We start from the raw sequence: 13,937 nt of genomic DNA, 5'->3' as shown, positions 1-13,937 counted from the left end.
TGGCGCGCGGTTGCGGCGACGGCGCGGCGCCCGGGCGGCGCGGCAGCGCCCCGCCGTGCGCTGGCTGAGTGTGGTGGCTGGCGTTCATGGTGGACAGGCCCGGTTATCGGTGGAGTCGAGGGTCGGATCGCATTTGCTGGCCATGCCGGCCAGCGTGATGGCCAGGGCCACCACCGGCACCTCGTGCGCGTACCGGCTGGTGGGGTCCAGCCGCAGCTGCGTCATGCGCTGGGCAAACGTCGTATCGACCCAGCCGGTGGCGGTGTAGTACACCTGCGAAGCGCCGGCCGGCACAGTGCTCGGCACCAGCACCTCGGACGACGGCAGCGCATCGGCCGAGCGGAAAATCGAGCGGTAGCCGGCCGCGCCCAGCGGATCGTTGGTGGCCGGCGCGGCCGTGGTGGACCAGCTGTCGTCGGCGGGCGCGCAGGTCGTGTTGGCGCCAACAAAACAGATATCGACCTGCCAGTTCATCTGCCCGGTGTTGGTGTTGGGCGTCAGCGAAATCCGGCTGAACGCATTGTGCGACACCGCCTGCCGGCGCGCCATGCTGAAGCCTTCGGCATAGAACTCGCTGGCGCCGCGCGCGCGATTGGCCAGCAGCCAGTTGCTCGCGTTGGGAATGCCGATGGCCAGCATGATGCCAAAGATGGTGATGGTGACCAGCAGCTCGATCAGCGTGAAACCGGCCTGTGGCTTTAGTTGGAACATGCGCCACCCTTGTGGTCGACCCAGCACGAGGTGCTGGTGCCCCAGCCGGTCGGACTGCCGGTGGTGGCGTGGGTGCCGCTCTCGTTGAGGGTGTAGACAAAGCCGCTCATCTTGCCGGTGCCGGTGGCGGTCAGGGTGTAGGTCGAGGCCGTCGCGTTGCTCAGGGCGTAGGTGAAATTGCCGGTGCCGGCCGGGAAGCTGGGCGAGGCATCGAAGCCGACGTAGGTGCGGTTGTTGGACCAGTACTGCTCGGCCGCCGGCTGCGCCCCGCCCAGCGCCGTGAACGCCTCGCTCAGGCGGCCACGGGTGACGTAATCGCTGTAGGCCGGGACCGCCACAGCCAGCAAGATGCCGACGATGGCCACGGTAATCATGACCTCGATCAGGGTAAAACCTTGCTGGATGCGCTTCATGGGCCTGCTCCTCATGATGGGATTTCTATGAGTTGTAGTGTAGCTCGCCTGTCTTGCATTTCCCTGAGGAAATCCTGACAAACTGCTGACAAGCGCACAAATTCAGCTGAATTTCACCGAAAACACGGCGCCGCGCCCGCCGGGCGGGTCGGAAATGGCCAGCCGCGCGCCGTGCACCACGGCGATATCGCGCACGATGGCCAGACCCAGGCCGCTGCCGTGGGTCTTGTCGTCCAGCCGCACATAGCGGCTGAACACCTGCTCGCGCTTGTCGGGCGGGATGCCGGGGCCGTTGTCCTCCACCGTCAGCAGCCCGGGCCGCACGGTGACGGTCACCGCGCCGTGCGGCGGCGTGTAGCGGATGGCGTTGTCGATCAGATTGTCGATCAGGTCGCGCAGCAGGAAGCGGTCGCCATTCACGGTCGCCAGCGCCAGGTCGAAGCCGATGTCGATCGCCTTGGCGCTGGCCTGCTCGACAAACAATTGCACCGTCTCGGCCACCAGCGCATCCAGCGCCAGCGGCTCCAGCCGCGCCTTCTCGAAGTGATGCGGCTCGGCGCGCGCCAGCGCCAGCAGCTGGTTGGTCTGCCGTATCATGCGCTCGGTGGCGGACAGCATCAGCCGCACCGACTGCGCCGATTCCGGCTCGGCATGGCGCGCGCCCAGCCATTCCAGCTGCGTCTTCAGCCCGGCCAGCGGCGTGCGCAACTGGTGCGCCACATTGGCCAGGAAATCCTGCCGCGCCTGCGCGCCCTCGCCCGCCTTGGCCAGCAAGCCGTTGAAGGACGACACCAGCGGCTCCAGCTCGTACGGCACATCGTCGGCCGCCAGCGGCGCCAGGTCGTCGCCCTCGCGCGCGTTGAGCTCGGCGCGCAGGCGGTTCAGCGGCTGCAAGCCATTGCTGACCGAGAACCAGATCAGGCCGACACAGGCCAGTCCCACCACGATTTCCACCAGCACCAGCGTGCGCAGCACCGCTTCGCGCAAATGCGGCGAAGCCAGCATGTAGGCAAGGGCGCCAGCGCACAAATTCATCAGCAACACCGGCGGAATCACCCACTTCAACAGGCGCAGGCGGATGCTGCTCATGCCTCCGGCTCCAGCATGTAGCCGAAGCCGCGGATGGTGCGGATGCTGACGCCGGCATCGGCGATCTTGAGCCGCAGGCGCGAAATATAGACTTCCACCGCGTTCAGGGTCAGGTCGTCGCCCCACGGCAGGATGGCGTCGATGATCTGCTGCTTGGACACCACGCGCGCCGGATGCTGTAGGAGAAACTCCAGTACCGCCCACTCGCGCACCGACAGCTCGACCACGCGCTGGTCCACGCGCGCGCGCCTGGCCGCCATGTCCAGCGACAGCCGGCCCATCGCCAGCGCCGTCTGCGGCGTGGTGTGACGCCGCGCCAGCGCCTTGACGCGCGCCACCAGCTCGGCGGTGGCAAACGGCTTGACCAGATAATCGTCGGCGCCCTGCTCCAGCCCGCGCACCCGGTCCTCGACCGCGTCGCGCGCCGTCAGCAACAGCACCGGCACGGCGCTGCCGCGCGCGCGCAGGCGCCGCACCACTTCAAAGCCGTCCATACCGGGCAGGCCGATATCGAGCACCACCACCTCGGCCACGCCGGCGCGTTGCAGGAGTTGATCCGCCTGGGCGCCATTGCCGACCACGTCCACGGCCATGCCATGACTGCCCAGCACGCGGCTCAGGCCGTCCGCCAACACCGCATCGTCTTCCACCACCAGTACATGCATAATCGTGCGCCGCCTCATTGGGAGTTGTGCCATTATGCCGCTGCCTCTCCGAGAAAGACAGTGGCCCTTGTAGGACCAGGACTACAATTTCGCATGTCCTGCGCCTACATGCAAACGTCCCCTGTTCTTATGTTCGCCAATTAACAATCCTCATAAAGTTACGTCAACACGTAACTTGCTTTATGAGGAACACCATGACCACCAAACTCGCGCCCCGCCCCGCTTCTGTCAGCGGCGCCCAGCAGAACGAATTGCTTGCAGCCCTGCCGCGCGACGTGCTGGAATCCCTGTTCGAACACCTGGAACTGGTACAACTGCCGTTCGGCAAAGAGCTGTTTGAATTCGGCACCGCGATGGAATATGTGCACTTCCCCACCACCGCCATCGTTTCCCTGCTGTACGTGATGGAAGACGGCGCCACCACGGAAATCGCCGTGGTCGGCCATGAAGGCGTGGTTGGCGTCTCGCTGTTCGAAGGCGAGCGCGCCATGTGCAGCGCCGTGGTGCAGGCGGCCGGCTACGGCTACCGCATGAAAGCCCAGCCGCTGCGCGACGCCTTCGCCAAGGGCGGCGCCCTGCCAGCCCTGCTGATGCGCTACAACACCGCGCTGTTCGCGCAAATGGCGCAGAACGCCGTCGGCGGCCGTCATAGCTCGATCGAACAAAAACTGTGCCGCTGGCTGCTGGACCGCCTGGACCGCTCGCCATCGAACGCGCTGAAAGTGACCCAGGAAATGATCTCCATCATGCTCGGCGTGCGGCGCGAAAGCATCACCGCCGCCGCCGGCAAATTGCAGGACGACGGCCTGATCACCTACCGCCGCGGCAACATCACTGTGCTTGATCGCTCAGGCTTGGAGGCGTACGCGGGCGAGTGCTATAAGGTGGCGAAGACGGAGTTTGATCGTCTGCGCGTTGATGTAGCGCGCTGCTGATCACTTCGGAAATGGCCGGCGGCAATTCAACCCGCTGTTCGGCCACCGGCGTCCGCTCGCGCAGCGGAATCGCCACTTCAATGCAGGTACCGGTATCGTTGCGGCCGCGGCGGATATTCAGCGTGCCGCCCAGCAGCAAGGCGCGCTCGCGCATGCCCAGCAGTCCGTGCGACATCGGCTTGATGATGGTGTCGGAGGCGATGCCGATGCCGTCGTCAATAATCCGCAGCATCAAGCCATCCCCGCTGCGATTCAAGGTCACCGTCACGCGGCTGGCCTTGGCGTACTTGCGGATATTGGTCAGTGATTCCTGCACGATGCGGAACAGTGCGATCGACAAATCGCCCGAGTGGCGCGTCATGCTTTCCATGTCGGCCGCCACATTGCAGTCGCAGCGCACCTGCGACAGGCGGCTGAATTCCTCGCAATAGCTTTCAATGGCCGCGCACAAGCCCAAGTTATCCAGCAAGCTGGGTCGCAGGTTCTCGACGATGCGGCGCTTCATTTCCACCGTTTCCACCAGCGTGCCGCGTGCGCGCTTGAGCTGCGCCGCCAGTTCCGGGTGGCTGGTGCGCAATTGCTGGGTCACGGCCGCGATGTCCATGCTGATCGAGGTCAGGTTGGCGCCCAGCTCATCATGCAGTTCGCGCGACAACCGCACCTTCTCTTCCTCGCTGATGCTGATCAGGTGGCGCGACAGCACCGACAACTGCTCGGTACGCTGCTGCACGGTCGATTCCAGGTTTTCATTGGACGCTTGCAGCGCATGCTCCACCGCCGCACGGTGCGCAAAACTGCGCCGCACCATCTGGTAGAACATGATCAGGACCAGGATGGCCACCACATTGATGCCCACGCCCAGCAGCACCGCCTTCTGGTACTCCTGGTAGAACATGGCGTTGCGCGCGTTCAGGGTTTCGTTCTGCTCCTGCTCCATGATCACCACCAGCAGACGGATCTCGTCCATGCTGGCGCGGTCGTCGCTGAGCTTGGCGATCTTGACGATTTCCTGCAAGCCGCCGTCGCGGTAGACATCCAGCGCCTGGCTCATGATGCTCAGGCGGCGGCGCACCAGCGTGTGCAACTGGGCCAGATTCTTGAGCTGCGACGGACTGTCAGCCAGCAGCTTTTCCAGTTCCTTGAATTCGGTCTCGCTGTCAGTCAGCGCGGTGCGGGTCGGCCCCAGGTAGGCGTCGCGGCCGGACAGGAAATAGCTGCGCATGCTGCTCTCGGCATCCAGCACCAGCACGTTCAGATACTGCAAGCGGTCGGCCACGCGCGCCGTCTGGCTGAGCTGAAGCTGGGCCCCGCGCAGCGCTTGCAAGTTGTGGAACAGGCTGAAACCGTTGACGATCAGCAGCAACGCGCAAGTCACGCACAAGACGGTCTTGTACAGCGGCAAGCGATGTTGTGGCGCTGTTTCGACGGTAAAATACATCCATTTCCTTCACAGTGTAGGCATGCAAATTATAGACTGGAAGAAAAATCAGTGCGTTGCCGCACACTGCAAGCGTGCGGACCTTAATCTAACAGATTATTTTTCATGGCGTAGTAGGTCAGGTCCGAGTTGGACTGCATGCCCATCTTTTCCATGATGCGGGTGCGGTAGGTGCTGACGGTTTTGATGCTCAGCGACAGCGCCACGCCGATGTCGGACACGGTGGCGCCGCGCGCCAGCCGCAGGAACACCTGGAACTCACGGTCCGACAACTCGGTGTGCAGCGCCGTGTTCGGGTCGCGGTCGAAGCTCTGCGCCAGCAGCTCGCCCACCTGCGAGCTGACGTAACGGCGCCCTTGGTACACAGTGCGCACAGCCGTGATCAGCTCATCCGCCTCGCATTCCTTGTTCAGGTAGCCGTTGGCGCCCATCTTGAACAGGTTGAGCGCGTACTGCTGCGCCGGATAACCGGACAGTATCAGCACCGGCAGGTCGGGCTGGCCCTGGCGAATCGTGCGCAAGGTGTCGATACCGCTTTGGTCGGGCATGGCGATATCGAGCAGCAGCACATCGCAAATTTCGCGGCGGGCGATATCCAGCGCCTCGCGGCCGGTCCCGGCTTCCGCCACCACCTCGAAGTCATCCGAGGACGAAAAAATCTGTTTAAAGCCCGCTCTTACAATTTGATGGTCGTCACAAATGGCAACGCGTATCATTGTTTCCTCTCGTCGTGCCCGGTCGTGCCGGGCTATCCGCCACCGTGCATCAGCTTGCGCTGATAATCGAATAATATTGAAAGTATAGCAGCAATCATATCGCCAGCCGCGCTTTGCGCCAGCAGTGCGCGACCCTAGTCGCTCTTCAATATGCTGAGTATAGCCAGCAATTCGGCGCGGACAAACTCGCGGTCCAGTGGCGGCGGAACGGCTGGCGGCGCCGCGCCGTTGACGTCCGCAGTGTCCTCGGCGCCGACATAATTGCGGCTGTCGAGCTTGTTGCGGGCGCCGCTGATGGTGAAGCCCTGCTCGTACAGCAGTTCGCGGATGCGGCGGATCAGCAGCACCTCGTGGTGCTGGTAATAGCGGCGGTTGCCACGGCGCTTGACCGGCTTGAGCTGGGTGAACTCCTGCTCCCAGTAGCGCAGCACATGCGGCTTCACGCCGCACAGCTCGCTCACTTCGCCGATGGTGAAGTAGCGCTTGGCCGGAATCGGCGGCAGGACGACCAGTTCGGACTTGGCGAGACGATCGTTCATTGCGGCTTAGCTCCTGTCAGGCGGCGCGCGCCATCGGATTGCTCTCTTCCACCATGCCCTTGAGCTTCTGGCTGGCGTGGAAGGTCACGACGCGACGCGCCGTGATCGGGATTTCCTCGCCGGTTTTCGGGTTGCGGCCCGGCCGCTGCGGCTTGTCGCGCAGCTGGAAATTGCCGAAACCGGACAGCTTGACGGCCTCGCCGCGCTCCAGCGCGTTGCGGATCTCGTCAAAGAAGGTCTCGACCATGTCCTTGGCTTCACGCTTGTTGAGGCCGACTTGCTCGAACAACAGTTCGGCCAGCTCCGCCTTGGTCAGCGTGGGCAAATCTTTTTCCGCATCCTGGCGCACTTTGGCAACCTGCATGGCCCGGTGCAAATCGGCAGCCAATGCGGATTGGAGTACGGCGGAATCAACGTCGTTGTTATTAATTTTCCAGCCCTGCCTTATAGTAAAAATGAACAAGTCCGGCACAGGCCGGACTCCCGATTGGTTAAAAATGCAATGCTCAGGTGCGCAGACGCGCGCCGTGTTTTTGCCTGGCGGCGTCGCCGGCGGCGGCCATCACGGCCTCCACCACATCGTCTTGCAGCGTGTTTTGAGTATCTTGCAAGCTAAAGCGGAAAGCAAGCGATTTTTCGTCCGCCTCCAAACCTTTACCACGATATTCATCAAACAAAACAATGGCTTGCACAATCTTGCCTTGTGGAACCTCTTGCACGGCAGCATTAAATGCATCCAGCAAATCCTGTGCCGGGACATCTTGCTTGACTACCACAGCCAGGTCGCGGGTCGCGCCCGGGAACTTGGAAATCTCGTCATATTTTGGCACAGGTCGTTGCTGCAAGGCAATCACCTCAACCTCGAACACCACGGGAGCGTTTGGCAGCTCGTACTTTTGCAGCCAGCGCGGATGCAGCTCGCCGATGAAGCCGATGACCTTGCCATCCAGCAGCACATGCGCCGAGCGGCCCGGGTGCAACGCCGGGTGTTCCGCTTTCACGAAACGCAGTTGCAGCGGCGCGAACAGGTGCTCCAGGTCGGCCTTGACGTCGAAGAAATCGACATTGCGGGTCGGCTGGCCCCATTGCTCGTCCGCCACCGGACCATAGGCGATGCCGGCCACGCGCTTCGGCTGGTGATAACCGGCCACGGTCAGCGGGCCATCGGCCACGTTGTCGTCGCGCTGGTAGATGGCGCCGATTTCAAACGCGCGCACGCGGTTGGTCTTGCGGTTCAGGTTGTAGCGGACGTTGGCCACCAGGCTGCCGACCAGGGTCGAACGCATCACACTCAGCTGGCTGGCGATCGGGTTTTGCAGCTTGATCGGGTTGCCATTGCCGGCGAAATCCTGCTCCCATGCGGCTTCCACGAAGCTCATGTTGACCACTTCCTGATAGCCGAGGTCGGCCAGCTGGTGACGCACCGCGAACAGCGAGCGGGTGTTTTCCGGCGCAATGATCATGGTGTTGGCCGCCACTGGCGCCACGGTCGGGATGTTCTCGAAGCCGTACACGCGCGCCACTTCCTCGATCAGGTCTTCCTCGATCTCGATGTCGAAGCGGTAGGACGGCGCGGTCACGCTGAACACGCCGTCCTCCAGCGTGAACGGCAGCGCCAGGCGGGTGAAGATGTCGGCGATGACCTTGTCGTCCAGCGCCACGCCGATCACCTTCTGGGCGCGCACGGTGCGCATCTTGACCGCCTCGCGCTTCGGCACGTTGACGATCTGGTCATCCACCGGGCCCACCTGCGTGTTCGGCGTGCCGCAGATTTCGATCAGCAGCGAGGTGATGCGCTCGATGTGCTCGACGGTGGTGGCGTAGTCCACGCCACGCTCGAAGCGGTGCGCCGCGTCGGTCGAGAAGTTGTACTTGCGGGCGCGGCCCTGGATGGCATTCGGCCACCAGAACGCGGCTTCCAGATAAATCGATTCGGTCTCCAGCGACACTGCGGTGGCGTCGCCGCCCATGATGCCGGCCAGCGATTCGATTTCCTTGTCGTCGGCGATCACGCCGACCCACTCGTCGATCTCGATGGTGTTGCCGTTCAGCAGCTTGAGCGATTCGCCCTTGCGGCCCCAGCGCACGTCCAGGCCGCCATGGATTTTGGCCAGGTCGAACACGTGGGTCGGACGGCCCAGTTCCAGCATCACGTAGTTGGAAATGTCCACCAGTGCCGACACCGAGCGCTGGCCGCTGCGCTCCAGGCGCTGCTTCATCCAGTCCGGCGTGGCGGCTTTTGCATTCAAGTTGCGGAGTACACGGCCCGAGAAACGGCCGCACAGATCCGGCGCCGAGATTTTCACCGGCAGTTTTTCATCAAGGTTGACGGCGACCGGACGGAAGGTCGGCGCGTTCAGCGCCACGCCGGTCAGGGCCGACACTTCACGCGCCACGCCCAGCACCGACAGGCAGTCCGCCTTGTTCGGGGTCAGCTTGATGGTGAACTTGAGGTCGTTCAGCGCGTAGTAGTCGCGGAAGTTCTGGCCGACCGGCGCGTCGTCCGGCAGTTCCAGCAGGCCGCTGCCCTCTTCCGACAGTTTCAGTTCCTTGGCCGAGCACAGCATGCCTTGCGACTCGACGCCGCGCAGCTGGCCGACCTTGATCAGGAACGGCTTGCCATCGGCGCCCGGCGGCAGCGCGGCGCCGGCCATGGCGCACACCACCTTCAGGCCCGGGCGCACGTTGGGCGCGCCGCAGACAATGTTGAGCAAGGTGCCGGTGCCGACGTCGACCTGGCAGACGTTCAGGCGGTCGGCGTTCGGATGCTTCGTCATTTCGCGCACATGGCCCACCACCACGTTGGAGAACGGCGGCGCGACAGGTTCCACTTCTTCCACTTCCAGGCCGGACATCGTCAGCAGATGCGCCAGTTCATCCGAAGTCATCTTCGGATCGACCATGGTACGGAGCCAGTTTTCGGAGAATTGCATATTCGTTCGAGCTTTCTTTTTATCGTGTCCGTCTTAGTTGAACTGCTTCAGGAAACGCAGGTCGCCTTCGTAGAACAGGCGCAGGTCGTTGATCCCGTAGCGCAGCATGGTCAGGCGCTCCAGGCCGGAGCCGAACGCGAAACCAATGTACTTCTCCGGGTCCAGGCCGAAGTTGCGCACCACCGTCGGGTGCACCTGGCCCGAGCCGGACACTTCCAGCCAGCGGCCCTTCAATGGACCGCTGCCAAACGCGATGTCGATCTCGGCCGACGGTTCGGTGAACGGGAAGTACGACGGACGGAAGCGCACCTGCAAATCGTCGGTCTCGAAGAAGGCCTTGACGAAGTTCAGGTACACGCCCTTGAGGTCGGCAAAGCTGATGTTCTCGGCGATCCACAGGCCTTCCACTTGGTGGAACATCGGCGAGTGCGTGGCGTCGCTGTCGACACGGTAGGTGCGGCCCGGCGCGATCACCTTGATCGGCGGCTTGTTGTTGCGCGCGTAGCGCACCTGCATCGGCGAGGTGTGGGTGCGCAGCAGCAGCGGCTTGCCCTGGGTATCGTTACCTTCGATGTAGAAGGTGTCCTGCATCGAGCGCGCAGGATGGTTTTCCGGGCTGTTCAGCGCGGTAAAGTTGGTCCAGTCGGTCTCGATTTCCGGGCCGTCGGCCACGTCGAAACCGATCGAGCGGAAGATCGCCTCCACCCGCTCCCAGGTACGCATCACCGGGTGGATGCCGCCGCCGGCGCGGCCGCGGCCAGGCAGCGAGACGTCAATCGCCTCGGCGTTCAAGCGGGCTTGCAGCTGGGCTTCGGCCAGCGCATCACGGCGCGCGGTCAGCGCGGCTTCGATCTGCTGCTTGGCGGCGTTGATCAGCGCGCCCTGCGCCTTCTTGGCGTCAGGATCGAGCTTGCCCAGGCCCTTCATCAATTCGGTAATCTGGCCGGTCTTGCCCAGGTATTTGGCTTTGGCGTTTTCCAGTGCAGCGGCGTCGTCTTTGGCCGCGTCGAAATCCTGCACTGCTGAGGCGACGAGTTGTTCCAGGGAGTCCATGCGTTTTTCTTATCCTTGAATCAAAAACGGGGCACAGGTTTGACCCTTGCCCCGTTCTCTTGCGTAAATCCGCGCTTAGAAATTAAGCAGCGATTTTAGCTTTAACGACGTTGACAATCGCAGCGAACGCTGGCTTGTCCATCACTGCCATATCGGCCAGGACTTTACGGTCCAGTTCGATCGAAGCTTTCTTCAGACCGTTCATGAATGCGCTGTAGGTAACGCCGTGCTCACGGGAAGCGGCGTTAATACGAGCGATCCACAGGCGGCGGAAGACGCGCTTCTTGTTACGACGGTCGCGGTAGGCGTACTGGCCAGCGCGCATCACTGCTTGCTTGGCAATACGGTATACCTTGCTGCGACGGCCGCGGTAACCCTTGGCCAGGTTCAGTACTTTTTTATGACGGGCACGCGCAGTAACCCCACGTTTTACTCGAGGCATAGTAGCTCCTTAAATGAGTGTGAGATTAAGCGGATGGCATCATTGCGTAGACGCGCTGGACGTCGGTCGCATCGATGTTACGGGTGCCGCGCAGTTGACGCTTGTTCTTGGTCGTCTTCTTGGTCAGGATGTGGCGTTTGAAAGCCATACCCGACTTAACGGTACCACCTGGACGCACGCGAAAACGCTTTTTCGCGGAGCTCTTGGTTTTCATTTTTGGCATAGATATTCTGCCCTCTCGGACAGCTCCTATTAAACAGGATTACAGGTGGCGACCCAGTGTCACGCTTAGATGCCTGCTCTCACTTGTTTGTGCAGCGGATGCGAGTCCACTACATTTACTACAGCCGAACATTATAGCGCAGAAAAATAAAAAAGGGCACTGATGTGCCCTTTTTTTGCTTGCGGCGATGACAAACTTATTTTTTCTTCTTCGGCGCCAGCACCATGATCATCTGGCGGCCTTCCATCTTGGGGAACTGCTCGACCTGGCCATGCGGCTCCAGGTCGGCCTTCAGGCGTTCCAGCATACGGAAACCAATATCCTGGTGCGCCATCTCGCGGCCACGGAAGCGCAGGGTGATCTTGGTTTTGTCACCGTCTTCCAGGAACTTGATCAGGTTACGCAGCTTGATATTGTAGTCGCCGTCATCGGTGCCCGGACGGAATTTGACTTCCTTCACGGAGATGACTTTTTGCTTCAATTTCGCTTCGTGAGCCTTTTTCTGCTCCGAATACTTGAACTTGCCGTAGTCCATCAGACGGCAGACCGGTGGAGTCGCGGTAGGCGCGATCTCGACCAGGTCGACGTCTGCCGCTTCCGCCAGGCGGAAGGCTTCGGCCAAAGTCACGATACCGAGCGGCTCGTTATCGACCCCAGTTAAACGCATTTCAGGGGCAGTGATTTCGCCATTGATGCGATGCGACTTGTCAGTAGCTATGGTGATTCCTTTTAAAATCTAATGAAATGCCAGTGCGATCAGGCCTTGGTGGCGACGTCTTGCTGGAGTCGCTCTATCAGGGCATCGACGGACATGACGCCCAGATCGACATTGCCCCGTGCCCGCACGGCGACGGTGTTGGCATCCCGTTCCTTGTCGCCCACCACGAGGATGTACGGCAGTTTTTGGACGGAATGTTCACGTATTTTATAGTTTATTTTCTCGTTACGCAAATCGGTCTGTACGCGGAACCCGCAGCGGCGCAGCTTTTCAGCCACTTGCTGCACGTATTCGGCCTGCGCATCCGAGATGTTCAGCACCGACACCTGCACCGGCGCCAGCCATGCCGGCAGCGCGCCCGCATAGTTCTCGATCAGGATGCCGATGAAGCGCTCCATCGAACCGACGATCGCACGGTGCAGCATCACCGGCACCTGGCGGGTGTTGTCGGCCGCCACGTACTCGGCGCCCAGGCGCTCCGGCATGAAGAAGTCGACCTGCATGGTGCCGACCTGCCATGGGCGACCCAGCGAATCCTTCAGGTGGTACTCGATCTTCGGACCGTAGAACGCGCCCTCGCCCGGCAATTCGGTCCAGGTCACGCCACAGGCGCGCAGGCCAGCGCGCAGCGCCTCCTCGGCCTCGTCCCAGATGGCGTCGGTGCCGATGCGGTTGTCCGGACGCAGCGCCAGCTTGACTTCGATGTTATGGAAGTGGAAATCCGAATACACTTCCATCGCTTGCGTGTGGAAAGCCACCACTTCCGGCTGGATCTGCTCGTGGGTGCAGAAGATGTGGCCGTCATCCTGGGTGAAGCCGCGCACGCGCATGATGCCGTGCAGCGCGCCCGACGGCTCGTTGCGGTGGCACTGGCCGAACTCGCCATAGCGTAGCGGCAGGTCGCGGTACGAACGCATATTGCTGTTGAAGATCTGCACGTGGCCCGGGCAGTTCATCGGCTTCAGCGCGTACGAGCGGTTTTCCGACTCGGTCACGAACATGTTTTCGCGGTAGTTATCCCAGTGGCCGGTCTTGCCCCACAGGCTGGCGTCCAGAATCTGCGGCGCCTTCACTTCCTGATAGCCGTTGACCTGGTACTTGTTGCGCATGTACTGCTCCACCTGTTGCCAGATGGTCCAGCCTTTCGGATGCCAGAACACCAGGCCCGGCGCCTCATCCTGGAAGTGGAAGAAGTCCAGTTGCTTGCCCAGCTTGCGGTGGTCGCGCTTTTCCGCCTCCTCCAGCTGGAACAGGTACTGCTCCTGATCTTCCTTCTTGGCCCAGGCGGTGCCGTACACGCGTTGCAGCATTTCGTTCTTGCTGTCGCCGCGCCAGTAAGCGCCGGCCAGCTTCATCAGCTTGAACACTTTCAGCTTGCCGGTCGACGGCACGTGCGGGCCGCGGCACAGGTCGGTGAAGTTGCCTTCGCTGTACAGCGAAACGTCCTGATCCGCAGGGATCGATTCAATGATTTCAGCCTTGTAGGCTTCGCCGATCGACTTGAAGTACGCCACAGCCTCATCGCGCGGCAGCACTTTGCGGGTGACTGGCTCGTCTTTTTTCGCCAGCTCGGCCATTTTCTTTTCGATGGCGACCAGATCGTCCGGCGTGAACGGGCGCTTGTACGAGAAGTCGTAGTAGAAGCCGTTTTCGATCACCGGGCCGATGGTCACTTGCGCGTCCGGGAACAGCTCTTTCACGGCGTAGGCCAGCAAGTGAGCGGTCGAGTGGCGGATCACGTCCAGACCTTCCGGGTCTTTATCGGTGACGATGGACAGGGCGACATTCTTGTCGATCAGGTAGGAGGTGTCGACCACCTTGCCGTCCACCTTGCCGGCCAGCGCGGCCTTACCCAGGCTGGTCGCAATGCTGGACGCTACTTGGGCAACAGTGACTGGACCATCGAACTCGCGGGCGGAACCATCAGGAAGACGAACTGAAATCATTATGATCTCCTAAAAAATACGGACGAAAAAAAACGCGGGCTAGCCGCGTTTTTCTCTTTTTGACAAGCAAAAGAATCCCGTTGACTAGCGTCACTCCCAAAGCTTGGTAGTAGTTC

The 13,937-nt window shown here is 61.8% G+C and carries 15 protein-coding genes; 1 reads left to right on the top strand and 14 read right to left on the bottom strand.

The genetic code is table 11. From position 1 onward, the window contains the following. Window positions 1–84 precede the first annotated feature (84 nt). From GM676_RS28730 to GM676_RS28715, 4 genes are all read right to left on the bottom strand, one after another. Window positions 85–711: a pilus assembly FimT family protein gene (locus tag GM676_RS28730; RefSeq protein ID WP_155467817.1), complete on the bottom strand. Its 627-nt coding sequence runs from the start codon at window positions 709–711 to the stop codon at window positions 85–87. Further along, a complete protein-coding gene (locus tag GM676_RS28725) occupies window positions 699–1,124 on the bottom strand; it encodes a type IV pilin protein (RefSeq protein WP_155467816.1) in 426 nt (141 codons plus the stop codon). The genes GM676_RS28730 and GM676_RS28725 overlap by 13 nt, the downstream gene beginning before the upstream one ends. 102 nt (window positions 1,125–1,226) lie before the next feature. Next, a complete protein-coding gene (locus GM676_RS28720) occupies window positions 1,227–2,213 on the bottom strand; it encodes a sensor histidine kinase (protein ID WP_155467815.1) in 987 nt (328 codons plus the stop codon). Further along, entirely contained in the window at window positions 2,210–2,878 is a 669-nt protein-coding gene (locus GM676_RS28715; protein WP_155467814.1) for a response regulator transcription factor, read from the bottom strand. The genes GM676_RS28720 and GM676_RS28715 overlap by 4 nt, the downstream gene beginning before the upstream one ends. A gap of 194 nt (window positions 2,879–3,072) precedes the next feature. On the opposite strand from GM676_RS28715, the gene GM676_RS28710 reads away from it, so the two are divergent. Next, window positions 3,073–3,813, top strand: coding sequence for a Crp/Fnr family transcriptional regulator (locus GM676_RS28710; protein ID WP_155467813.1), 741 nt, complete (start codon window positions 3,073–3,075; stop codon window positions 3,811–3,813). On the opposite strand, the gene GM676_RS28705 is transcribed toward GM676_RS28710, so the two are convergent. From GM676_RS28705 to thrS, 10 genes are all read right to left on the bottom strand, one after another. Then, window positions 3,710–5,251: a CHASE3 domain-containing protein gene (locus tag GM676_RS28705; RefSeq protein ID WP_155467812.1), complete on the bottom strand. Its 1,542-nt coding sequence runs from the start codon at window positions 5,249–5,251 to the stop codon at window positions 3,710–3,712. The two genes, GM676_RS28710 and GM676_RS28705, sit on opposite strands and share 104 nt — an antisense overlap. A gap of 83 nt (window positions 5,252–5,334) precedes the next feature. Next, complete coding sequence (locus GM676_RS28700; protein WP_155467811.1) at window positions 5,335–5,967, bottom strand: response regulator; 633 nt, start codon at window positions 5,965–5,967, stop codon at window positions 5,335–5,337. 134 nt (window positions 5,968–6,101) lie between these two features. Then, entirely contained in the window at window positions 6,102–6,506 is a 405-nt protein-coding gene (locus GM676_RS28695) for a MerR family transcriptional regulator (RefSeq protein WP_155467810.1), read from the bottom strand. 16 nt (window positions 6,507–6,522) lie between these two features. Then, window positions 6,523–6,870, bottom strand: coding sequence for an integration host factor subunit alpha (locus tag GM676_RS28690; protein ID WP_019919772.1), 348 nt, complete (start codon window positions 6,868–6,870; stop codon window positions 6,523–6,525). A gap of 142 nt (window positions 6,871–7,012) precedes the next feature. After that, window positions 7,013–9,439, bottom strand: coding sequence for a phenylalanine--tRNA ligase subunit beta (pheT, locus tag GM676_RS28685; protein ID WP_155467809.1), 2,427 nt, complete (start codon window positions 9,437–9,439; stop codon window positions 7,013–7,015). A gap of 33 nt (window positions 9,440–9,472) precedes the next feature. After that, entirely contained in the window at window positions 9,473–10,492 is a 1,020-nt protein-coding gene (gene pheS / locus GM676_RS28680) for a phenylalanine--tRNA ligase subunit alpha (RefSeq protein ID WP_155467808.1), read from the bottom strand. Between the two features lie 82 nt (window positions 10,493–10,574). Continuing rightward, complete coding sequence (gene rplT / locus GM676_RS28675; RefSeq protein ID WP_092271776.1) at window positions 10,575–10,934, bottom strand: 50S ribosomal protein L20; 360 nt, start codon at window positions 10,932–10,934, stop codon at window positions 10,575–10,577. 25 nt (window positions 10,935–10,959) lie between these two features. After that, window positions 10,960–11,157 carry a 50S ribosomal protein L35 gene (rpmI, locus tag GM676_RS28670; RefSeq protein ID WP_056156036.1) on the bottom strand — a complete coding sequence of 66 codons (198 nt, stop codon included), beginning with the start codon at window positions 11,155–11,157 and terminating at the stop codon, window positions 10,960–10,962. Between the two features lie 196 nt (window positions 11,158–11,353). Next, on the bottom strand, window positions 11,354–11,893 hold the full coding sequence (gene infC / locus GM676_RS28665) for a translation initiation factor IF-3 (protein WP_371866403.1): 540 nt from the start codon (window positions 11,891–11,893) through the stop codon (window positions 11,354–11,356). Window positions 11,894–11,913: 20 nt separating this feature from the next. Further along, window positions 11,914–13,821, bottom strand: a complete 1,908-nt coding sequence (gene thrS, locus GM676_RS28660) for a threonine--tRNA ligase (RefSeq protein ID WP_155467806.1) — start codon at window positions 13,819–13,821, stop codon at window positions 11,914–11,916. Window positions 13,822–13,937 lie beyond the last annotated feature (116 nt).

The sequence above is a fragment of the Duganella radicis genome (assembly GCF_009720825.1).
GTDB lineage: Bacteria > Pseudomonadota > Gammaproteobacteria > Burkholderiales > Burkholderiaceae_D > Rugamonas > Rugamonas radicis.
Note: the sequence above shows the minus strand (reverse complement) of the source record. Positions and strands in the feature narration are given on the sequence as shown.